This is a genomic window from Oceanobacter antarcticus, assembly GCF_044962685.1.
GTDB lineage: Bacteria > Pseudomonadota > Gammaproteobacteria > Pseudomonadales > Oceanobacteraceae > Oceanobacter > Oceanobacter antarcticus.
Map to the genome: position 1 here is coordinate 20724 of NZ_JBBKTX010000032.1, position 22983 is coordinate 43706.

Sequence of the window (22983 nt, forward strand, 5' to 3'; positions counted from 1 at the left end):
ATGCTAACATGTGCGCCCTGTTTTTCGGAGAGCTTTTGCCCCGAACAGACCGACCGCACACCAACAGCATGGCATCAGGCCCCAACCTGAACCAGCACCTCACGAGAAGGTACCCCAATGGCCCAGACTTCCCTCGACAAAAGCAAGATCAAATTCCTCTTGTTGGAAGGCGTGCATCAGTCAGCTCTGGATACACTCCACGCTGCTGGCTATACCAATATCGAATACCTGAAAACATCGATTTCCGAAGATGATCTGAAAGAGCGCATCAAAGACGTTCATTTCATCGGTATTCGTTCGCGCACCCAACTGACAGAAGCTGTCTTCGCCGCTGCCGAAAAACTGATTGCGGTAGGTTGCTTCTGCATTGGTACCAACCAGATCGACCTGAAAGCCGCGACCAAACGCGGCGTTGCGGTCTTCAACGCACCATACTCCAATACCCGTTCTGTCGCTGAACTGTCGATCGCCGAAATCATCATGCTGATGCGCGGCGTGCCGGAAAAGAGTGCCCAGTGTCACCGTGGCGGCTGGAATAAGTCGGCGACCAACTCCTACGAAATACGCGGCAAAAAACTCGGCATCGTTGGCTACGGCAGCATTGGGACTCAGCTGTCAGTGATGGCTGAAAGCATGGGCATGAAGGTCTATTTCTACGACATCGTTACCAAGTTGCCTATCGGCAACGCCACCCAGGTAGGCTCACTGCCAGAGCTGCTAGACATGTCGGATGTCGTCTCTTTGCACGTGCCAGAAACCGCGTCTACAAAATGGATGATGGGACCAGAACAGTTCGCCCAGATGAAGCAAGGGTCAATCCTGCTGAACGCATCTCGCGGCACTGTGGTTGATATCGACGCTTTGGCAGAGAGCATTCGCAATAAAAAATTGCTGGGTGCTGCCATTGACGTATTCCCAACCGAGCCACGCTCTAACAACGAAGAGTTTGTCAGCCCGCTGCGCGAATTCGACAACGTCATCCTGACCCCACACGTGGGCGGATCCACTATGGAAGCACAGGAAAACATTGGCAAAGAAGTGGGCGAAAAACTGGCGACCTACAGCGACAGAGGCACAACCACAGCATCCGTTAACTTCCCAGAAGTCGCTTTGCCGTCGAACGCCAATGTACACCGCATTTTGCACATCCATCAAAACGTTCCTGGCGTGATGAATGCCATCAACAGTATTTTCGCGAAAAACGACATCAACATCTGCGGCCAATACCTGCAAACCGTTGAAGACATCGGCTACGTCGTGATCGATGTTGCTGCGTCAGCCAGTGAGCTGGGGCTGGAAAAAATCAAGGAAGTCGAAGGTACTATTCGCGCCCGCGTGCTGTACTAAGCGACAAGTGCGACGGCCCCCCTCCTCACGGGAGGGCCGGTCGTCTCACCTTGGCCACAAACCCGCTACAATCGGTAGTGAGCACTGACCCACGACAACCAGCGCGGAGTTCTTTCAAAGTAAAGCTGACCACCATCAGCATCATACTGAACAGATAGCGCTACTCCGGTACGGCCAAAGTCATGAGCAAACCGGCTCTGCCACTTGCGTTGACGATAAAATTGCTGGCTGGCAAAACGGGAACCAATATGACCATTCCCTTCATCAAGAACCACACCCAGCATCCACTCCGACATACCTGGGGCATAGGTCCATGCGGCCCGAAGGCTACGCTCTGCACCTAAAACACCTTCACTACTCCCCTCGTTCAACTCCCGATGCTGCAGCAAGCCGACCAGCCATAGCCGTTGCTGCTGAGCCAGTCGCCAGTCCAGCTGCCATTCCAGACCCATCAACTTCATGTTGTTGGAATCATCAAGATACCCATCCAGCAAATTAACCTGCCCTTCAATCAGCTGGTACATACGCTCGTGAAACAGTTTGATATCTGCGGAGAGTCGAGGATCAAGAAAAGCACCGTAGTAACCCAGCTCCCAGGCATGAATTACTTCACCACTCAGATTGCTGTTCCAGGCATCGGCGTTAACGGAAAGAAACAACTCTCCGCTCTCAAGCCCGAGGTAATTGCCAGACAACTGCGTCACCGCCGCAGTCGCATCAAGATGCTGCTCTGCCAGATCTGGTGAACGATGGGTACGGGAATACTGGAAACGCAAGCTTTGATTCGGGGTCAAGAGATGCGTCACCGCCAACCGGGGGGAAAAATTAACCTCATTATCAGGCTGATACTCTGCAGTTATCGAAAAGAAGGTCAACCAGTCCGGTCGTAGCCGATATTCAATGCTGGAAAAGGCCATCAGGCTGCTCTGAGTCAGAACCCGATTAAAAAACGCCTGGGAGTTGACCTCATCCCGGCGATACATCAAGCCCTGAACTGAGCGTAACTGACTGCTCCACCAGACCGTATCTTCAAGTTCAACTTCCAGCCGCTGCTCATAAATATCGTAATCGCCTCGACCACAAGTTGCCTGATCCAGACTGTTTACCCCAGCAGCTGCCGCGACCACCTGTTGCGCCAACGCATACTCTTCTGCCGAAACATCTGTATCCACACCTTGGCTCGCCAGATAACTCTGCAGCGACGAAGCATCAACCAGGCCATACGCCAACGCCTGATAGAACTGCTCGATGCTGTCTTTCTCAGCAGTCGAGGTTTGCTCGTCCAGTAGCGGCAATACACCGTAGGCAATTGCTTTCGCCAGTTCAGCATCCAACCCGAAGAGGCTGCTGAGATTAGGATCGAAGGCAAGGGTTGTCGTACATGCCCGATAGGACTTTTCCTGGTTTTCCGACTGCCAATAAGCCTTGAGTTTCCACTCGTGTCGGCTATTTTCAAGACTGCTGAGCGTCGCTGACATAAAATCCGTCATCGATTCATGCTCTGGCGACGCCTCATGAAAGTTTTCATCGGCCAGAATATTACGCTGCAGCCGTTGCCGGCCCGCTTGCCAACGCAATTCAGTATTAGCCGATACGTCACTGGCACCGCTCCAGTTCAGTCCTTCAACCCGATCATAATCCGGCTTGTCCCAAGCTTCGTAGTGATTACCGCCGCTGGCTCCTTCGCTGTAGCCAAAAAAACTTAATCGCTGACGGGAACCACCCATATCATAGGCCGTAGACAAATAGGCCCGACGGCGGGATTCAGACCCAAGCGAAGCAGAGAGGTTGAGCGAGCGACTGTCGGCAGGATGTCGGGTAATTATATTGATTACCCCCTGAAACGCATTCATACCGTACGAAGAGGCGCTGGGGCCTCGGGTGATTTCGATGCGTTTGATGTCCTCAAGCGCGATATTCAACTGATCCCAATCCACACTGGCGAAGGTGGCACGATAGACTGAACGCCCATCCACCAGCACTTCCAGGCGACGCGACAAGGAGAGATCGCCCGAGTGATACACCACACCAGACTGGTTGGAATCCAGCTCCTGCGCCACAAACATACCGGGAACATACTGGAAGACGTCGACCAGGCGCTGGATACCCCAAAGACGAATTTGCTCAGCCGTAATCAGCGTCACACTGGCCGGTACTTCAGACAAGGGCTGCGGCAGACGCACCGGACTCAACACCACCGGTAACTCTGGCTCAAAGCTATCCAGTGCATCTGCCTGACAATACATCGCACCGACTGCCAGATATCCTAGAATGCTGGCAAACACACCAGTACGTCGTCCAACACGAGGCATAGATCAATCCATCGGCATTGTTGCAGAGTTCAAAAAAGACTGTTGGAATTATGCCTATATAAGCATCAAAAAACGACCGTGATTGACCAAAGATCAATCAATTAGACGCATTTCAATCCCTGCCGCTGCCATATGCTGCTTGGCCTGCTGCACCGTATACTCACCAAAATGAAAAATACTGGCTGCCAAGACCGCATCGGCCTTGCCCTGTTTAACCCCCTCCACCAGATGATCGAGGTTGCCCACACCACCAGAAGCGATCACCGGGATATTCACTGCATCCGAGATGGCGCGGGTAACCCCGAGATCAAAACCGGATTTTACGCCGTCCCGATCCATGCTGGTCAGCAGGATTTCACCCGCACCGTACTCGGCCATTTTAACAGCCCACTCGACGGCATTAATACCCGTTGGCTTGCGACCACCATGGGTAAATATTTCCCAATGGTTATCACCCACCTGCTTGGCATCAATTGCCACAACAATGCATTGAGCGCCAAATTTCTGCGAGGCTTGACGCACAAATTCCGGGTTATACACCGCCGCTGAATTGATCGAGACCTTATCGGCACCGGCATTCAGCATCCGGCGAATATCATCCAGCTCGCGAATACCCCCGCCCACGGTGAGCGGAATAAACACCTGCTCGGCAATCGCCTCCACCATATGCACCGTAGTTTCACGGCCTTCATGACTGGCCGTGATATCCAGAAAGGTAATTTCATCCGCGCCCTGATCATTATAACGCTTGGCGATCTCAACCGGATCGCCTGCATCCCGAATACCAACGAAGTTCACGCCTTTTACAACGCGGCCCTTGTCGACATCCAGACAAGGAATAATACGTTTGGCCAATGCCATGGGAACTCTCCTGAATTAGGCCGCTTAGCGAGCGGCCAGCTTGTCAGCCAGCGCTTGAGCTTCGGCAACATCGAGCGTGCCTTCATAGATAGCCCGGCCGGTAATCGCACCCAAAATACCCTTGTTTGCCACCATCGACAGGTGGCGAATGTCCTCGATATTGGTCACACCGCCAGAGGCAATAACAGGAATACCCCCTTCCACAGCCAGCTCAACAGTCGCTTCCAGGTTTACGCCCTGCATCATGCCGTCACGGGCAATATCGGTATAAACAATGGCAGACACACCGTCGTGCTTAAACTGTTTAGCCAAGTCCACCGCTTTGACTTCCGATACTTCGGCCCAACCATCGGTCGCCACAAAGCCGTTCTGGGCATCCAGACCCACAATGACCTTGCCTGGGAAAGCCGCGCAGGCTTCTTTCACAAACGCAGGTTCTTTCACCGCCTTGGTGCCGATAATCACGTAACTCACGCCCGCTTTAACGTAGGCTTCGATCGTCTCCAGCGTACGAATACCACCACCTATCTGAATTGGCAGGCCCGGAAACTCTTTCGCAATAGCCGTCACCGCACCACCATTCACCGGGACACCGGCAAACGCACCGTTCAGGTCGACCAGGTGCAAGCGACGGCAGCCGGCATTCACCCAGCGTCGAGCCATCTCCACCGGGTTATCACCAAACACCGTAGAATCGTCCATACGACCCTGACGCAGACGAACACATTCGCCATCTTTCAAATCAATTGCAGGTATTACGAGCATGAGGAAAACCTTAATTCAGTGAGGAAACCAGTCCGTCAGGCCTGGCCATTCCAGTCGAGAAAATTCTTTAACAAGGCCAGACCGGCGTTATGGCTTTTTTCCGGGTGAAATTGCACCGCAAACACATTGTTTTCAGCCATCGCAGCAGCGAAATCAACGCCGTAGTGGCCATGGCCCTTCACCTGCTCCGGACGCTGCGCCTGCACATAATAAGAATGAACAAAATAAAAGCGGCTGTTATCCGCAATGCCACGCCAGAGCGGATGTGCAACCTGCTTTACCTGATTCCAGCCCATATGCGGCACTTTCAGCTTTTCGCCGTTCTCGACCAAATCATTACCAAAAAAGCGTACTTGGCCCGGAAACAACCCCAGACAATCCACCCCGCCGTTTTCTTCCGAACGATCCATCATCGCCTGCAAGCCAACACAGATACCCAACAGCGGTTTGGTTCTACGGGCTTCTTCCACGACCTGATCAATGCCCTGACGACGAATCTCAGCCATACAATCGCGAATAGCACCCACCCCCGGCAGCACCACATGATCAGCCGAACGAATCACCTCCGGATCACTGGTCACCAGCACTCGGGTATCCTGCGCGACTGCCTGCAATGCACCATGAGCGGAATGCAGATTGCCCATGCCGTAATCGATCACCGCACACAATTTACTAGTCACTTAAACCATTTCCTTACAGGAGAATATTACAGAGTGCCTTTAGTGGATGGCATAACGCCCGCCATACGAGGATCCATTTCAACCGCCATCCGCAGCGCCCGACCAAACGCCTTGAAAATCGTCTCGGCTTGGTGGTGGGCGTTAAAACCCTTGATATTATCGATGTGCAAACTGACCTTGGCATGATTAACAAAGCCCTGGAAAAACTCCCAGAACAACTGGGTATCCAGCTTGCCAATGGAAGCGCGGGTAAAATCACAATTGAAACTCAGGCCCGGACGACCGGAGAAATCGATCACCACCCGCGACAGCGCTTCATCCAGCGGCACATAACTATGGCCATAACGGACGATGCCTTTCTTGTCGCCAATGGCTTCAGCAAAGGCCTGACCCAGAGTGATGCCGATATCTTCCACCGTATGATGATCATCGATGTGGAGGTCACCTTTACAAAAAATATCCAGATCAATCAGGCCATGGCGGGCAATCTGATCCATCATATGCTCCAGAAACGGCACACCGGTATCAAACTGGCTTTTGCCAGTACCGTCGAGATTGACAGACACCCGGATCCGGGTCTCCAGGGTATTACGTTCGACCGTTGCCGTGCGGGCCATGGAATACTCCAAACTATCGCCAAAGAAAAAGGAAACCATTATAAAGGGCGCGGTGGAAAACCTCCATGAAACCTCGACCAGCGTCCAAATACAGCAACGTTGCCGCTCAATATCAGTCCCAAGGGAGCCTCAAGTGCCCGTCAAACTCGAACATATCAACCAGCCCACCCCTGCCGACTGGGCTGATATCGCCAAGATTCAGGCCGATACGACCGACGAGCAATTACTATCGTCCGCGTTACAACACCATTTTGAACAACAGGGTTGGCTTATCGCAGCGCGATTTAACGACCGCATCATCGGCGTTATACTCGGCTCCCGGAATCACCAGACCGTTACGTTATCAAACGCCGCAGTGAGAAGTATCACGCAGCGCCGGGGGGTGATGCATCAGACAATACACTTGCTGCAACACTGGGCCAGTGATCTGGACATCACCATCCGTATCAATACAGTCCCTGAAACATTGCTACCCGCGCTGGAAAAACGGGGTTTCAAACGTACCGAATCGGCCTGGATATGGCAGCCGTAGAGAGCCCTTAAATTGATGACGACGAGCCAACGGCCCACCACAGAAGATACGTTCACCCGCCAGAGGCAACAATCTTTTCAAGCAATGGACGCTACACAAGTGACACCTGGCACGACATACTGCACAAGTAATCAGAACCTGATCTGTTGCCTGTTAGCCAACCCACACACCAATGGACGACTCACTCATGCTTCGACTCCTGACCACCATTTCCACGTTGCTTTTCAGCCTCGCTGCCTGGGCCGCTCCAACACCATCGGAAGTGGTCACTCGAGCAACCAACGGACTGATTGATAAACTGAACCAGACCCCAGCAGAACAACGCACCGATAGCGTAGTACGCGAACTCGTAATGTCGTACATCGTTCCTGCCATTGATCAGGAAAAAATCGCCAAAGGCGCACTGGGCAAATACTGGCGACTGGCCAACCCCGACCAGCAACAAGAATTTATTGACCGTTTCCGAGAGTTGCAGATTCGCACCTACAGTGGTGCCTTCAAGGCATTCAGTGGTGAAAAGCTGGAATTTGAAGAAGCACGCATCAATCCGGAAGGTGACAAGGCATTTGTTCAAGGCCACCTCACTCAGACCAACGGCAACACCATCCCTATCGACTTCAAACTCTACCGGGAAAAAGCCGACGCCCAATGGCGGGTGTACGATGCCGTCGTCTCCGGTCTGAGCATGGTCAAAACCTACCGTGATCAAATGGCCGAACGCCTGCAAGGCACCAACCCTGGCAATGCCACTACTCGCATGAACGAACTGCTGACGCAGTTACAGAAGGAAGCCGATCAGGTTGCCCTGCAGAATTCGACTGCAGAATAGCCCCACAGGGGGCTGCACCAGCACAGCTCCCCGCCCTCCACAGCTCCCTGTTTCCGAGTTCAGGCAAGCGTATCCGATCCGGCAATAATCCGGGTTATGGTACATACTATGATGTTATCTTATGCGGACAACATCACGTAACCGCCCTAAGCGAGCTGAGAAATACATGCAACTGCAGGTACAAAGCCTGAAGCGCAAGCTGGTGATCGTCGCCTTGCTGACGACAACCCTCACATTGATATTTTCAAGCATTGCATTCACCTGGCTGGAATACTACCTGACTCGCCAGGATAGCGAACGTCAGCTGACCACACTCGGCAGCATGATGGCGCGGCATAGTGCGCATGAAATCAAAGCAGGCCACATCGATGATTTGCAAGAAACCATTCGCTCACTCAGCGCCCACGGCGACATTCTGAGTGGCTGCATCTACGATATCAGCAACCATCTGCTCATCAGCTACCTGCGCGATGGCCCATCCTCAGCAGAAAGCTGCCCGCTTGAAGGACATCCAGACAGCAACGACCCCAGGCAATGGGTCTTCCCCATTCAGTACAACAAAAACGTCATTGGAACCCTGACAATTCAGGCAACCAACGACTCACTCAACAAGCGGCTGCAGCAATTTGGTGCCTTTTCAATCGTCATTTCCGCCCTCGCCTTACTGCTCGGATTCTTCGCCTCTTCACGACTGAAAGAATTGATCTTACGTCCACTACACGACCTTTACGCAACACTCAAGCGTATCGCACAAGACAAGGACTATTCCATCCGCGCAACACGGGAAACCGACGACGAACTGGGTGCGCTGGTCGACCTGTTCAACTCACTACTACACACCATCGAAAGCGAGCATGCCGCCTTAAAAGAAAATGAAGCCCGCTTCCGTAAACTGGCCACTTTTTCACCAGTGGGTATTTTTCAGGTAGACACCCAACAAACGCTGCAATACGTCAACCAACGTTGGCGAGAAATTCACCAGATGCATGGCGACCTGCCAGAACTCGAGCGCTGGTTTGGCTGCATCGCTCCGGCCGACCTCGACAGCCTGCGTGACGCCTGGCAACGGTTAACGACTTACCAGGAAAGCATTGCCATGGATCTGCGCTTGCTTCATCGCGACAGCACCCAGACATGGATTCACCTGATGGCCAGCTCCCTGAATGACCGGGATGGTGAAGTCATTGGCTACCTCGGAGCCATATCTGACATATCCGAGCTGAAATCGGCCCAGCTGCAAATGGAAAATCTGGCCTTCTACGATGCCCTCACCGGCCTCGCCAACCGACGACTGTTTAAAAACCGGCTGGCCAAATCCATCAAGTCTGCCCAACGAACCCGCTCCACCCTGGCACTGATGTTTCTCGACATGGATCAGTTCAAACGTATCAACGACTCCATGGGCCACGATGCAGGTGACTTACTGCTACAAGAAGTCGCCAGACGGCTCAGCAACTGCGTGCGTGATAGAGATACCGTCTCCCGCATTGGTGGCGATGAATTCACCATCCTGCTGACCGATGTCAACCATACATCCGATGTACTGACCGTCGCCGAAAAACTGCTCGAAGCACTGAGTCGTCCAATCCGAATCAAGGGCCAAGACATCACCACCTCTGTCAGCATCGGCATCACCCTGACCCCACAGGATTCCAGCGATCCCAACACACTGATGAAAAACGCCGACTTGGCCATGTATCGCGCCAAAGAACTCGGCCGCAACAACGTCCAATTCTTCTCGGAAGACATGAACCGCTCGATTCTTGAACACCTGAGCTGGGAACAGGAAATTAACGATGCGCTGACAGCAAACCAGTTCACACTGGCCTATCAGCCCAAAATCAGCCTGCGGGATTACCACACCACCGGCGTAGAGGCGCTGATCCGTTGGCACCACCCGGAAAAAGGCTTCGTCTCGCCAGACCGATTTATCCCCGTAGCCGAAGAAACCGGACAGATTCTCGCCATTGGCCGTTGGGTACTGGAGCGCAGCTGCACCGAAATGCGAGCGCTACTACAGTCGGGGGCGCTGCCAGAAAACGCCCGTATTGCCGTCAACTTGTCGGCACGACAATTTGCCGCTCCCGACCTTGAAACCGTTATCAGCCAAGTGCTGCAAGAATCCGGGCTGTCACCCTCCAACCTGGAGCTGGAAATCACCGAAAGCACCTTGATGCTCGACGTCGAAAGTGCCATTGCCACCATGGCCAGCCTGCAAGCGATCGGCGTCCGCTTTGCCATTGACGACTTCGGTACCGGCTACTCATCACTCGCCTACCTCAAGCGCTTACCGATCGAAGTACTCAAGGTCGACCGATCCTTCGTCCTCGATATCCCCGATGACACCAATGACATGGCCATTACCGCAGCCGTCATCGCCATGGCCCACAAACTTGGAATCATCGTCGTTGCTGAAGGTGTTGAATCCGAAGATCAGGTAAACTTCCTGCGAAATAACCTCTGCGATGAAGGTCAGGGCTATCTTTTCAGCCGACCGCTAACCCTGCAACAACTGCAGTTATTTCTCCGCGAGGCACAAACCGCTACCTTGAAATAATGATTCCCGCTGATGACATCTGCCCTGACCACCACCGCCTTCGCTGACACCATTCTCCACTGGTACGACTTGCACGGGCGCAAACACCTGCCGTGGCAACAAGACATCACCCCCTACCGCGTGTGGGTGTCTGAAATCATGCTACAACAGACCCAAGTAGCTACCGTTATTCCCTATTACGAGCGTTTCATGGAACGCTTCCCCAACGTACAAGCGCTGGCAACAGCCGAACAAGACGATGTCCTGCACCTCTGGACCGGGCTCGGCTACTACGCCCGAGGTCGCAACCTGCACGCCTGCGCCAGACAGATCGTCGAACGCTATAACGGCGAATTCCCCCAATCTGTCGAACAACTGTCCGAATTACCCGGCATTGGCCGCTCCACTGCCGGAGCCATCGTCTCCATCAGCATGGACATACGAGCCGCCATCCTTGATGGCAACGTCAAACGGGTCCTCACCCGTTTTTACGCCGTTGAAGGCTGGCCCGGCACCACCACAGTACAAAACCGGCTCTGGGACATTGCTGAACGCCTGACGCCACAACATCGACACCGCGAATACACCCAAGCGATGATGGATATGGGTGCCACCCTCTGCACTCGCAGTAAACCGGCTTGCGGCATTTGCCCGCTGCAACCGGAATGCCTAGGTCACGCCAGCAGCAAACCTACCCAATACCCCAACAGCAAACCCAAAAAAGACAAACCGGAAAAACACACCTGGATGCTGATGCTGCGCAACCCACAAGGCGAATACCTGTTACAACCACGCCCTCAAACCGGTATATGGGGTGGTTTATGGAGCTTTCCGGAAGCACCCTCCATGGCACAAGCCGAACAATGGCTAAGCACCCATTTCGGCGACACGGCAGAACACACACAAGAACTCAACAGCTTCCGCCACACCTTCAGCCACTACCACCTGCACATCCACCCGGTAGCAATCAGCCTGACCAGATCAACGGCACAAATAGGCGAAGCCGAACAGCATTGGTACAATCCCCGCAACCCAAGCGCACTGGGCCTGGCCGCACCGGTAAAAAAACTGCTGCAATCCAGCCTCTGAACCACCGCCCAATACCAGGAACGCCACATGAGCCGCACCGTACTCTGCCGCAAATACCAGCAAACACTGCCAGCGTTGGCGACCGCCCCCTTCCCTGGCCCTGCCGGAGAAGACATCCTCAACAACGTATCAGCCAAAGCCTGGGAAGAATGGACCACCCACCAAACCCGATTGATTAACGAAAAACACCTCAACATGATGGACAAGGCAGCACGCAAATACCTGACCGAACAGCGCGGGAAATTCCTCTCCGGCGCCGACTTCGACCAGGCAGACGGCTATGTGCCTGAAAGTTCTGAAAAATAATCGCCAGAATACAGTTGACAGAAAAACATGAGAGCGGTTTAATACGCGCCACTCAACGAACAGCACGTTACATCAAGCCGTACCGTTCAGGTGTTAGTTGACGTTGCCCGGATAGCTCAGTCGGTAGAGCAGGGGATTGAAAATCCCCGTGTCGGTGGTTCGATTCCGCCTCCGGGCACCACTCCATTTTTTAGACATGAAAAATCACCTAAGTACTTGAAAGGTAAGGTGGTTTTTGCGGTTCTAACTCCCTCATTTCGTTTCCATGCCAGTGGCTCTGCAAATACCAGCTTTAAAACAGCTCTTTGATTAGCTAATTCTCCTGTAGCCCAGAGTTTATGAGGGTTTTCTAGGAATTCGAGGGCGGTTCTAACAGATTGTGTCTGATCAGCCTGTTCGGCCATAAAATGGCGGATTTTCTCCTCTAAAACCAGCTTCTCTTGCTCCAGTGATTCCAGCTTGTTTTCGTAGCCCTGACGCGCCCTGGGCGATGATGTGTTCACCATAATATCCACTACAGAATCCATGGTTCTATCTAACTCCTTCAGGGTGTTTTTGAGCTTTTGGGCGTAATTTCGGCGGTGCTGGCTTCTGCCTTTCCAAATGTCATCGAACATTTTTGCGGCAGCATCCAGTGCAGACTTAGCCGGTGTGATCGCCTTCAGAAGCTCTGCGAACTCGTTTTCGACCACATCACGCTTGACGGATTTTCCGTAGCTCTCACAGCCTTTCTTGCGACAGAAGTAATACGGATACTTAGCACTCCTTCCCTTACATCAACTTGAAGTCATTGGGCTGCCACAATCGGCACAGGTTACAAAACCACGCAGCGGAAAATCTTCGCTGATGTTCTTCTTAGCGGGCACGTAAGCTCGCCCGGCTAATCTGTCCCGCGCTTTCTTGAAAGTTTCCAAACTCACCAAGGGTTTATGCTGCCCTTTGCGAAGTGAAATCCCCCAGCGTTCGTGCTCAATGTAACCAGCGTCAATAGGCCGGTTCCGAGTGTCCTTGACGCGCTGAACTTTCACACACCCATCACTGCCGCATGGATATTCTGGGAATTGCTCGAAGAAATACATCGCTTCCGACAGCGTTTGAAAGCGCCCGGAGGCCAGACCTTCAAAGCCTTCCCGAATGATGGAAGCATACGGCTCGTTAGGCACTAGAGAATGTTCTCAATTAACTTTCTCGGCGTTTTCGCGATTTGCCCAAGATGAATAGAAACGTACTTCGGGATAGCCAATGGGAGCGCATCGAGCATCTGCTTCCTGGAAAAACCACGGATTGCGGTGTCACCGCAAAGAATAATCGCCAATTTGTCGAAGCCGTCCTCTGGATTACCCGAACCGGGTCTCCCTGGCGGGATTTGCCACCGGAGTTTGGTCACTGGCACCGGGTGTATGTTTGTTACAATCGCTGGTCACACAAAGGGGTTTGGAAAGCGGTCTTTGAAGCGCTGAGTGATCAACCGGATCTGGAATATTTGATGGTGGACGGCAGCATTGTCCGGAGTCATCAACACGGTGCCTCAAAAAAACGATCGTGATCAGGAAGCCCAGGGAAAATCACGAGGTGGATTAAGCACCAAAATCCACCTGGCCGTTGACAGTCTTGGTAATCCAGTGCGACTGCTTCTCACCGATGGTCAGGCATCTGAATATGGGCAATCAGAGTGCTTGATTGCTGGGTTTTCTGCGGATTATGTCCTGGCTGACAAGGGCTACGATTCAGATGCCTTTATTCAACGGATTGAAAGTCAGGGCAGCCGGGCTGTGATTCCTCCTCGCCATCACCGCAAGGAACAACGCGATTACGATAAGGGGCTTTACAGAGAGCGCAATCTGGTTGGACGATGTTTTTTGAAACTCAAGCGCTATCGCCGCATTGCTACTCGTTACGAGCGCCTGGCCAGAAATTACTTCTCGATGCTCTGTTTGGTGTCATCCATAATTTGGCTGGCATAATTGAGAACGCTCCCTAAGGGACAGTAGACAACGAGCCACTAACAGCATTATGAGAGCACCGCAGGGGACTAACCCGCATATTTATACAAGAACGGCGGTATCCCTTATGGTTCCTGTTGTCGAAGCAATCACCAAAGAGCTTACCGCCGTGACAGAATACTACCAGGACGCCATTCCGTTTTTCTTTCTCGATCGACACCAGTTTGCAGCCAGCTTCAACGGCGGCGACATCACCTCCAACGCCGGTTTACTGCTGCTTCGAGAGATCACTCAGAAAACCGGTTTGGCCAAAAAACACCGTTTGTCTCAACAATGACCGTCGACAAGTCTCTGTCCAGCATCGGACTGCGATGCTGCTGACCCAGCGATTAATGACTGTCTGTGCCGGGTATGGTTGCAAGAACTGATTTCATAGCCAGACCTGACTCCATTATTGCACGACAATCCATCCAACATACCCCTTGCAGCGACTTCGCGGACTTATTGACCAATAAAATCACCCATATGGGTGAAGCTGACCGATCTGTCAAAGATTACCCTTCTGATGCTTCATGACAACTTCAATTACACAGGCTTGTCTGGCCAATCGGGCACCTGTTGACTCTCCGAAGGAAGGACTCAATGGAAATCAGCAAACTGATGCTGGCCATGATGGCAGCATCCTCACTGACACTGACTGCCTGTGGTGGCAGCTCGTCGTCAAGCAACAACCAGCAGGACACCGACACTGGCAGCGATTCTATCTATCTCTCTGGTACCGCAGCCACCGGCCTGGCCATCGACGGCACCCTGTTCGTTTACGATGCTGAAGGGCGCTCCACCAACGTGGTTATCGATGACGACGGTACATTTAACGTCAACGTGGATGGCATGACGCCACCATTTATGCTCGAAGCCCATCCAGACAACAGCAGCCTGGCGATCCAGTATTCGTTTGCTGAAGCTGCCGACATCACTGTCAACGTGACCCCGCTGACCACCCTAGCGCTATTCCTGGCGAACGACCAGCAAAGCCTCGAAGCGCTGCGTGCTGCCTGGGATGATGAAGCAGAAAGCTTCGATGCAGCCGCTCTGGCCGACGCCGAAGAAGTGATTCTGGCCAATTTTGCCGAGCAGTTTGAAGAGCAAGGCATCGACCCGAACACTTACGACCTGTTCAACGCCGCATTCAGTGCCGACCAGACTGGCTTCGACGCCGTGCTGGACGATGTCAAAATCGTCTTTGATATGGATGGCGGCAGCTTTGACGTGGATGTCGACGAAGCCGACTACAGCTTTGACGAAACCGCTGAACTCGACGATGACAATACCGATGGAGAAACCGACACCACGCCAGACAGCTTCAGCTTTACCGCCTTGGCCAACGCAGAACCCTTAACCCGTGCAGAAAGTAACACTGTCACCCTGTCCGGTTTTGATAGCGAGCTGGCCCTGAGCGTCAGCAACGGCAGTCTGATTCTGAATGGCACCGCAACCGCCAGCCCGGCACAGGTCTCCGCCGGTGATGAAATTCAGGTGTTCCACACCAGCTCCTCCGACTTCGGCAGCGCCGTCACCAGCACCGTCACGCTGGGCAGCGTCACGGCCGATTTCACCTCGACCACCCGTGCGGCTGACGTCACTCCGGATAACATCAGCTTCACAGCTCAAACCGACGTTGAGCTATCTACCGGCGTGACCAGTACTCTGGTGGCGCTGACAGGCTTTGAAGGCACGCTGCCACTGTCCGTCACTAACGGCTCGCTGTTGGTGAACAATTCAGCGTCCGGTACTTCTGCTACGGTTTCCGCCGGAGACCAGATCCAGATCGTACAAACCAGCTCCTCCAACTTTTCCACATCCGTTACCAGCACCGTGACGCTGGGTTCAGTCACCACTGACTTCACCAGCACCACTCGTGCGGCAGACAATACGCCGAACAGTATCTCCTTCACCAGCCAGAGCGATCTGGCGCTGGGCGAAGGCACTTTCAGTAATCAGGTGACTGTCGGCGGCTTCGATGGTGACGCGACGGTTACCATCAGCAATGGCCAATTCCAGGTCAACGGTGGTGCCTGGATGACCTCTGGTACCATTTCAGCTGGCGATACCCTGCGCTTGTACCAGGAACAGCCAGAAGGCTTTGAAGAAACCAAAGTGACCACGGTCACCATCAATGGTGAAGCATTCACATTCACTACCACTACTCGTGCAGCGGATACCACGCCAGACAGCTTTACCTTCGCCGCTCAAGCCAACGTTGAACCATCCGGTGTCATTCAAAGCAGCGCAATCACCCTGGCGGGTTTTGAAGCTGCGATGACCATGTCTGTTAGCAACGGTACCCTGATCGTTAACGGCACGGCAGCTGGCACCTCGGCGCAGGTAGAAGCTGGCGATCAGGTCGCTGTATCCCACACCAGCTCAGCCGATTTTGATGCCTCAGCCACCAGCACTGTCACGCTCGGTTCAGTGAACGCAACCTTTACCTCGACCACTCGTGCCGCCGATACCACACCAGACAGCTTCAGCTTTAGTGCTCAAACTGACGTCGAACCTGCCACCAGAATCAATAGCAACATCGTGACCATCACAGGTTTTGAGGAGCAACTGCCACTGACAGTGACTAACGGCTCGTTTCTGGTCAACGGCAGTGTCGCCGGATCCTCAACACAAGTGGTGGACGGTGACCAGATTCAGGTGGTACACACCAGCTCGTCCGACTTTAGTACTCAGGTAACCAGCACAGTGACACTGGGCTCAGTCACCGCCGACTTCACCTCGACTACCCGCACAGCGGATACCATACCAAACAGCTTCAGCTTTACCGACCAAACGGATGTCGAACCTTCCACCAGCATCAACAGTGACCCCGTGACCCTGTCCAATTTTGAAGGTGAGCTGACCATGAGCGTCGACACCGGCTTCCTGCTCGTGAATGGCGCACCATCAGGGACTTCAACCCAGGTGGAAGCGGGAGATCAGATTCAGGTATCACACGTCAGCTCATCGGAGCTGGAAACCGATGTGACCAGCACCGTCACACTGGGCAACCTGACAGCCGACTTCACCTCAACCACCCGTGTGGCAGACACCACACCGGATGCAGTGGTCTTTAACCCTGTGCAGAACGCCAGCAGAAACTGGTACATCTACAGTAATGCCGTGACCCTGACCGGCTTTGATGGTGATGCCAACATCAACATCAGTAATGGTCATTACGAACTGGACGGTTCCAATAACTGGGGCAATGGCAGTGCCTCTGTTCCTGCCGGTACGCAAGTCAAGTTGCGTGCGACTACCAGCAATAGCTATGGCGCAACCACCGATGTCACTCTGACAGTCAATGGCACCCCATTCGCCTTCTCGGTCACCACGCAAGCAGCGCCAACTCCGGCTCTGGGTAGTCCATTCAGCCATTATATTGATGGCCAGATCGTCGATCCGGGGTATGTCAGCACCAGCTACGAGCAGTGGCAGAATGCCAAGGATCGAGTACCACAAAACGTCCTGATTGAAGTCCGCTACGACGTCGATTCTGCGGTACAAGGCACCCCGATCAACGTCTACAACGGTGAGTACAGCATCGGTTACAGCGGCGTATGGCATCAGGGTACTGCCACTTCGGAAACCGATATTGGCAACTACAGCCATACCGTGACGTCCTCTGAGACGATCAAGGTCCGTCATACCTCGGGCAGCAGTGACCGTGAAACCGTCGAAACCACGCTGATCATCGGTGGTGCTATGGGTGCCGGTATCGACACTGCCAGCTTCAGTACCCGCACCTACGACGTTGATTTCTTCAAGATCCCTGTAATCGACAGCACCTGGAGTATTGGTGTCGACGACGTAGCGGGTTTGGCAATTCCACAAGGTTACGAACAAGCCGACATTACCGACGACTTCCCGATCTATACGCTGAAATCCAGCAGCATGGGTAGCGGTACTGGTAACACAACCAGTCTGATGAAAGCTCAGATGACCTCTAACTCTGGCACCATTGATCAGGCTAATGTCACTTCCTATAGCGGAGTATCACTCACTGCTGACATTACGGCAGTGAAAATCAGCGAGACGGAAGATCTGCTGGTGTACTGCAATCAAGCCATTTCACCAGCGCGCTTGAGCCTGGCGCCGTCTTCACAGGTCACGGATGTTGTGGATGTTTCTCTGAATATCAACGACGGCACCACCTACTGGCGTTTGAATAGCTGCCAGGATGTGGCCATTACCGATGTGACCCGAGCGTCTGGCAGTGTTAGCTTCAAAGCGTTCGTAGGTGGTACCGGAACCGATGGCTCTAACACCAACCTCTACCAGGTTGCCACAGCCTATGTCAGCTTCGACACCAGCACCAGCGGCTCCCTGAGCAACAAGGTGAGCATCACCAACAAGGTGCTGTTCACAGAGATCGATACCTCCAATAACCGTACCGTTCTGGCGATGTCCGCCATCGACAGCAACAACGTTGTCTACGCTGTATCCCAGCCTAACGAAGTCATGTGGGGCACCAGTGCACTGTACCTCTATAAGGGTGATACCGGTTCAACTCATCAGTTGATTGGCAGTGACGTCGAGCCATTCAATAACTGGAATACGATCTGGACAGTCGATGACATATTCGTCTGGAATAAGCCAGGCGATCCGCAAATCTATCTGGTGTCCGGTAATCGTGGTGTGATCAGGGTTGATGCAGACAATCGCAACCTGTCCAACTACAGCGTGTTGTCAGCCGGCTCCACCTGTATTGATGGCGTTACCGGTATCCCGAACGACAGCAAGATCACCCTCTACTGTCACGACCGAGATGGCGACCCAAGCCACATCATCAACTTCGACGACCAGTAATCATCCCCACTCCAGCAGCGAGTCCTGGCTCACTGCTGGCTTCACCGATACTGGCCGTCGCAACCCAAGCGCACGGCCAATTTGATAACCAAGATATTCATAAGGATATATTCATGGATCTCAATAAACTGTTTATCGCCATCGTCGCGGCTTCCTCGCTGGCACTCACCGCCTGTGGTGGCAGCTCATCATCCAGCGATAACGACCAACAAGATAGCGGTACTAAAACCGGTACTGAAACCGGAGCAGACACCAGCCCGGACAGCTTCAGCTTCAGCAACCGCAGCGACGTTGAACTGCAAACCATCACCAACAGCGATCCAATTACCCTGTCCGGCTTTGACGGCACTCTGACCGCAACCGTCACCAATGGCTATATCATGCTGAACGGCGCCGACCTTGGTGTCTCCACCCAGGTAGAAGCCGGTGACGAAATCCAGATTACCCAAACCAGCTCGGCTGACTTTAGCACCAACATCACCAGCACACTGACCGTTGGTGATGTCTCTGCCGAATTTACCACCACCACCCGGGCTGCCGATGCCAGCCCGTATGCCTTCGGTCTGACACCAATCACCGATGCCACACCAGGCGCAGAATATTCCAGCACCACGGTGACTCTGAGCGGCTTTGAAGGCCGATTAGCACTGACTTTTGACAATGGCCTCGCGGTCGTTAACGGAGCATTGCACAGCAGCGGCGTGATGGTGGAAGAAGGCGACACCGTATACTTCAACCTCACCGCCAGCAGCGACTACGACACCACCGTCACCAAAAACATTAGCCTGGGCGACTACAGCACCACGTTTGTAGTAACGACCGAAACAGCGGCAGTCGTCTTCGACGGCATCTATGATGACACCTACAATGTCGGCAGCGACGCTTTTCTGGATATGTCCGTCGCCTACGGCGGTGCTGGCATCGCCGAAGTCACCCTCCTCAAGCGCGTGGGTAACGGCAGTGCCGAACTGCTGAACACCACCATCGACGCCGATGATAAAACCCTGGCCAATGTTAAAAGCGTCAACTACTACAACGCCAACAAAGCCTCGAAGATTGCCAGTTTCAAGGACGCCTTCCTGAACGACACACTGGTTGCCACCTGTATGTCCGGCGAAGCCTTTGTTGATCGCAGTGAAACTCCATGGTTCTCCGGCCTGACCCAGGGCACCATCGACCTGCATATGTCATCCGACCCGAACACTGTGATCAGCCTCGACGATAACTACATCTATGTCGACAGCAACGACGTGGAATACAGCTTGGTGGGCTGTGAAGGCCTGACCGAAGCCACCTTGCTAACCACCAGCGACTCTACCGAAGCGACCTACACCATGGCCGGTGTGATGCGCTTTGCTGCTCTTACACCCGCGCCGCCGTTTGGCAACGACCTTGCCGACCTTTATGCCCTGGTAACCATTAGCATCACGCTGGACTCAGCCATCAGCGCCTTTGGCTCAGGCAAAGAAGCTGGCAATATGACTGATTTCGACTTCAACGTACTGCATACCTATTCGGGCACGGGTGACCTGATGCTTAACGTCGCGGCGACAAGCGACAACGAAATCTACGTTGCCACCGTGCTCGACGGCTACAGTGTGTACCGTCAGAACCGTATTGAGCGTTACACCACCACCGATGGCTGGGAAAATGTGTTTCATTCCACCAGCAACCCATTCACTGGCATGGAAGAAAACTGGGACGTTAGCAACATGGTGGTCACCCAAGACATCAACGGCTCGGACGCGCTCTATCTGGTCAACGAGGACAGCGGTCTGGTTGCCTTCGACCTCACGGCCATGAATGGCTCAGCCCTGACCGAACCGGCTTTGCTGGCAGCGGATGACTACGACCGCTGTACCGGTGTACTGGCCCACAATGGCGGTTACACCACTTCAACGGCCAGCCTCTGGTGCCACGATAGCAGCAATGAAGGCCAGATGCTGGAATTCACACCGCCATTGCTGACTGACATCCGCGTAAAAGCGGCTGTTGCCAGGCCGGATAATCATACCTTCATTCAACAGCTAGTCTCGAAGGAAGAAGCCGAACAAATCAAGGCCGAACTGGAAGGAGCCGGTGCCGAAGTCGAGGTAAAATAACTGTGGGCGGAGTACCTGAATCGAAGTAGCTGAACCGGAGTACCGGGCATCGGCACATCAGATTACTCCTGCATCGAGCAGGAGCAGGTCAACCCGCCTCTCTTACATCCCGGCCATAACGCGATGGCCGGGCTTTTTATCATGGTCGACCAGCGCCGTCCGGGACGCCTGCTGGCGACTCAACGTTCACCCGCAGCACAAGGACGATGTCACGCCAATGCAGATTTCCAGCCCCACGACACCCCGTCAAACCCAGTCAGGCATCCTGGATAAGCTCACCAATCTGGGTTTTGGTGAATACCCTTTAGCAGACGAAATGCAGTGGGAGCGCCACCACCTGTTTATGCAGGAAGTCGGTCCCCGCATGGCCGCTACCCTGGTTGCAGCGGTGATTGTTGGCCTGTTATTCGTGAACTCCGCCAGCACAGCAACCCTGGCAATCTGGTTCGGCATGAACCTGTTTGTGGGGCTGAATTCGTGGTTGATCCTGGGCCGCTACCACAACCACCAGAAAGGCCATAGGCCCGATCCCTCAATCCCCAAACAACGCCGCGCCATCCTGCGCTGGCACCTGGCTAATCTTTACCTGTCGTTACTGTGGGGCTTCCAGTGGGCCACCTTGCCACTGCTGTTTTTGGGAGATGCCTCGATCGTGCAAATCTTCTCCATCCTGTTGCTCGTTACCATTACCTCCACCATGCCATCAATAAGCATGGGCCTGTACCCGGATATCTATGTGGCCTTTCTCACCCCGGTACTAACAGCCTTTGGCTGGCATCTTTGGAGCATGGATCTGGAGGATGTCTGGCTGCATAAAGCCATGGCCCCGGCGGTGTGGCTGTCGCTGGTTGGGTTCAGCTACGCCATGTTCAAAACCCAGATCCATGCCCTCGCCACACGCCTTGAGTTGCAACACTCCAAGCGCGAGATTGAACTCGCCAATCAGGCAAAAACTCGTTTTCTGGCCGCTGCCAGCCACGATATTCGCCAGCCGCTACAAGCCGCGTCACTGTATTGGAGCGCCATCCCCGACAGCGCCGTAGCCAATGCCCAACACCCCATGTTCGAACGTCTGGGCGCAAGCCTGAAAGCCACCAACGAACTGCTGAATCACCTGCTGGATGTGTCGCGTCTGGATGCCGGAGTCGCAACCTGCCAACCTGCTGCCATAGATCTGGTAGAACTGCTGGGCGAACTACGGGTCGTTTTCAGTCCGCTGGCTGAGCGCAAAGGGCTACTCCTAGAGATCGACCAGCCACCCGATATTTACGTTTGGTGTGACCGGGCCATGACTCTGCAAATATTCAAGAACCTGCTGGCTAATGCCATCCAGTACACCACCACAGGTGCCGTGTGCATCAGCATAAAAAATCACTCAACCCATCTGCAAATCAGCGTTGATGACACAGGTATTGGTATTCCCAAGTCGCACCAACAGGCCATTTTCGAAGAATTTGTGCAGTTGCATAACCCAGGTCGCCAACATACCAAAGGACTCGGACTGGGGTTGGCGATCGTCCGTCGCCTGTGCCAACTGCAACAACTGCCACTGATGCTGGAATCCGAACCAGGCCACGGCAGCTGTTTTCACATTACCCTGCCGCAGTGTAAAGCGCCCACCCTGCCGCAGGCTCCGTACACGCCGGCAGCAGAAGCCAGACTGGCCGGTCTGAAAGTACTGGTGGTTGACGACCACGAAGACATTGTCGAAGCCCTGTCGATGCTGCTGGTGAGCTGGGATTGCGATGTTTGGGTGGCCCAGGGGCTGAGCAGCCTGAAACAACAGCTAGCGCAACCAGCTTGTGTGCCGGAAGTTGTCCTGACCGACGACATGCTGGGGGATGACGGCCAGGCAGAAGACGTTATTCAGGTTGTTAATCGCATACTAGAGAGCATCCCTCGCATCGTCATCATGACCGGCAATACCCTGCCCCAACGAATGCAACAGCTGCAATCCCTGGGATTACCGATGCTTCACAAACCGGTGCAAGGCGAGGAGTTAAAGGCGCTGTTGCTGCAACCCGAGCACACTCCTGCGGCAACACACACCGAAACCGCCATTTGAATAACGGCTGAGATAGACGTAGCCTAATGTCCCTTAACAAAAATAAATAGAATTTATATGAGTGGTTATAGTCTACTTTGAGGAGTGCATTTTCAGGCAGAGGCAAACCATGGGACGACCAGTCAAAGTGCTCGACATCACTGACGAT

The 22983-nt window shown here is 53.7% G+C and carries 17 protein-coding genes and 1 tRNA gene; 12 read left to right on the forward strand and 6 right to left on the reverse strand.

Annotated elements, in window-relative coordinates; genetic code table 11:
• The first annotated feature begins 117 nt into the window (after positions 1–117).
• On the forward strand, positions 118–1347 hold the full coding sequence (serA, locus tag WG929_RS19060) for a phosphoglycerate dehydrogenase (protein WP_416207345.1): 1230 nt from the start codon (positions 118–120) through the stop codon (positions 1345–1347).
• Between the two features lie 65 nt (positions 1348–1412).
• On the opposite strand, the gene WG929_RS19065 is transcribed toward serA, so the two are convergent.
• The 5 genes from WG929_RS19065 to hisB form a co-directional block, all read right to left on the reverse strand.
• Positions 1413–3659 carry a TonB-dependent receptor plug domain-containing protein gene (locus WG929_RS19065; RefSeq protein ID WP_416207346.1) on the reverse strand — a complete coding sequence of 749 codons (2247 nt, stop codon included), beginning with the start codon at positions 3657–3659 and terminating at the stop codon, positions 1413–1415.
• A gap of 93 nt (positions 3660–3752) precedes the next feature.
• Positions 3753–4520 carry an imidazole glycerol phosphate synthase subunit HisF gene (gene hisF, locus WG929_RS19070; RefSeq protein ID WP_369856371.1) on the reverse strand — a complete coding sequence of 256 codons (768 nt, stop codon included), beginning with the start codon at positions 4518–4520 and terminating at the stop codon, positions 3753–3755.
• A gap of 24 nt (positions 4521–4544) precedes the next feature.
• A complete protein-coding gene (gene hisA / locus WG929_RS19075) occupies positions 4545–5285 on the reverse strand; it encodes a 1-(5-phosphoribosyl)-5-[(5-phosphoribosylamino)methylideneamino]imidazole-4-carboxamide isomerase (RefSeq protein ID WP_416207347.1) in 741 nt (246 codons plus the stop codon).
• A 35-nt stretch (positions 5286–5320) separates the two neighbouring features.
• Complete coding sequence (gene hisH, locus WG929_RS19080) at positions 5321–5965, reverse strand: imidazole glycerol phosphate synthase subunit HisH (protein ID WP_416207348.1); 645 nt, start codon at positions 5963–5965, stop codon at positions 5321–5323.
• A 26-nt stretch (positions 5966–5991) separates the two neighbouring features.
• Entirely contained in the window at positions 5992–6582 is a 591-nt protein-coding gene (gene hisB / locus WG929_RS19085) for an imidazoleglycerol-phosphate dehydratase HisB (protein ID WP_416207349.1), read from the reverse strand.
• A gap of 133 nt (positions 6583–6715) precedes the next feature.
• Between hisB and WG929_RS19090 the strand changes: the two genes are divergently transcribed.
• The 6 genes from WG929_RS19090 (at position 6716) to WG929_RS19115 (ending at position 12055) form a co-directional block, all read left to right on the forward strand.
• Positions 6716–7114, forward strand: a complete 399-nt coding sequence (locus tag WG929_RS19090; RefSeq protein ID WP_416207350.1) for an acetyl-CoA sensor PanZ family protein — start codon at positions 6716–6718, stop codon at positions 7112–7114.
• Positions 7115–7301: 187 nt separating this feature from the next.
• Positions 7302–7943 (forward strand): MlaC/ttg2D family ABC transporter substrate-binding protein, encoded by a 642-nt coding sequence (locus tag WG929_RS19095; protein ID WP_416207351.1) that lies wholly within the window; start codon positions 7302–7304, stop codon positions 7941–7943.
• Between the two features lie 166 nt (positions 7944–8109).
• Positions 8110–10500 carry a bifunctional diguanylate cyclase/phosphodiesterase gene (locus WG929_RS19100; protein WP_416207352.1) on the forward strand — a complete coding sequence of 797 codons (2391 nt, stop codon included), beginning with the start codon at positions 8110–8112 and terminating at the stop codon, positions 10498–10500.
• A 12-nt stretch (positions 10501–10512) separates the two neighbouring features.
• Positions 10513–11568: an A/G-specific adenine glycosylase gene (gene mutY, locus WG929_RS19105; RefSeq protein WP_416207353.1), complete on the forward strand. Its 1056-nt coding sequence runs from the start codon at positions 10513–10515 to the stop codon at positions 11566–11568.
• Between the two features lie 27 nt (positions 11569–11595).
• Positions 11596–11874 carry an oxidative damage protection protein gene (locus tag WG929_RS19110; protein ID WP_416207354.1) on the forward strand — a complete coding sequence of 93 codons (279 nt, stop codon included), beginning with the start codon at positions 11596–11598 and terminating at the stop codon, positions 11872–11874.
• Positions 11875–11979: 105 nt separating this feature from the next.
• Positions 11980–12055 (forward strand) — tRNA-Phe (locus tag WG929_RS19115).
• Positions 12056–12650: 595 nt separating this feature from the next.
• Here WG929_RS19115 and WG929_RS19120 read toward each other — a convergent pair.
• Entirely contained in the window at positions 12651–13037 is a 387-nt protein-coding gene (locus WG929_RS19120) for a hypothetical protein (RefSeq protein ID WP_416207355.1), read from the reverse strand.
• A 50-nt stretch (positions 13038–13087) separates the two neighbouring features.
• Between WG929_RS19120 and WG929_RS19125 the strand changes: the two genes are divergently transcribed.
• The 5 genes from WG929_RS19125 (at position 13088) to WG929_RS19145 (ending at position 22835) form a co-directional block, all read left to right on the forward strand.
• A protein-coding gene (locus tag WG929_RS19125; protein ID WP_416207356.1) for an IS5 family transposase occupies positions 13088–13838 on the forward strand; the annotation gives its coding sequence in 2 pieces (ribosomal slippage) (positions 13088–13417 and positions 13419–13838; 750 coding nt in all).
• A 106-nt stretch (positions 13839–13944) separates the two neighbouring features.
• On the forward strand, positions 13945–14154 hold the full coding sequence (locus tag WG929_RS19130; protein ID WP_369856362.1) for a hypothetical protein: 210 nt from the start codon (positions 13945–13947) through the stop codon (positions 14152–14154).
• A gap of 305 nt (positions 14155–14459) precedes the next feature.
• On the forward strand, positions 14460–18668 hold the full coding sequence (locus WG929_RS19135) for a beta strand repeat-containing protein (protein WP_416207357.1): 4209 nt from the start codon (positions 14460–14462) through the stop codon (positions 18666–18668).
• Positions 18669–18781: 113 nt separating this feature from the next.
• The gene (locus WG929_RS19140) at positions 18782–20770 is read left to right on the forward strand and encodes a ribosomal protein L7/L12 (protein WP_416207358.1); all 1989 of its coding nucleotides are present in this window, start codon (positions 18782–18784) and stop codon (positions 20768–20770) included.
• 217 nt (positions 20771–20987) lie between these two features.
• Positions 20988–22835, forward strand: coding sequence for an ATP-binding response regulator (locus WG929_RS19145; protein ID WP_369856359.1), 1848 nt, complete (start codon positions 20988–20990; stop codon positions 22833–22835).
• The last annotated feature ends 148 nt before the right edge of the window (positions 22836–22983 follow it).

Coding starts and splice junctions, on each gene's coding strand:
- WG929_RS19110 (WP_416207354.1), top strand. CDS start 11,596: ATGAGCCGCACCGTACTCTGCCGCAAATACCAGCAAACACTGCCAGCG.
- serA (WP_416207345.1), top strand. CDS start 118: ATGGCCCAGACTTCCCTCGACAAAAGCAAGATCAAATTCCTCTTGTTG.
- WG929_RS19065 (WP_416207346.1), bottom strand. CDS start 3,659: ATGCCTCGTGTTGGACGACGTACTGGTGTGTTTGCCAGCATTCTAGGA.
- WG929_RS19145 (WP_369856359.1), top strand. CDS start 20,988: ATGCAGATTTCCAGCCCCACGACACCCCGTCAAACCCAGTCAGGCATC.
- WG929_RS19140 (WP_416207358.1), top strand. CDS start 18,782: ATGGATCTCAATAAACTGTTTATCGCCATCGTCGCGGCTTCCTCGCTG.
- WG929_RS19100 (WP_416207352.1), top strand. CDS start 8,110: ATGCAACTGCAGGTACAAAGCCTGAAGCGCAAGCTGGTGATCGTCGCC.
- WG929_RS19135 (WP_416207357.1), top strand. CDS start 14,460: ATGGAAATCAGCAAACTGATGCTGGCCATGATGGCAGCATCCTCACTG.
- WG929_RS19095 (WP_416207351.1), top strand. CDS start 7,302: ATGCTTCGACTCCTGACCACCATTTCCACGTTGCTTTTCAGCCTCGCT.
- WG929_RS19130 (WP_369856362.1), top strand. CDS start 13,945: ATGGTTCCTGTTGTCGAAGCAATCACCAAAGAGCTTACCGCCGTGACA.
- mutY (WP_416207353.1), top strand. CDS start 10,513: ATGACATCTGCCCTGACCACCACCGCCTTCGCTGACACCATTCTCCAC.
- hisF (WP_369856371.1), bottom strand. CDS start 4,520: ATGGCATTGGCCAAACGTATTATTCCTTGTCTGGATGTCGACAAGGGC.
- hisB (WP_416207349.1), bottom strand. CDS start 6,582: ATGGCCCGCACGGCAACGGTCGAACGTAATACCCTGGAGACCCGGATC.
- hisA (WP_416207347.1), bottom strand. CDS start 5,285: ATGCTCGTAATACCTGCAATTGATTTGAAAGATGGCGAATGTGTTCGT.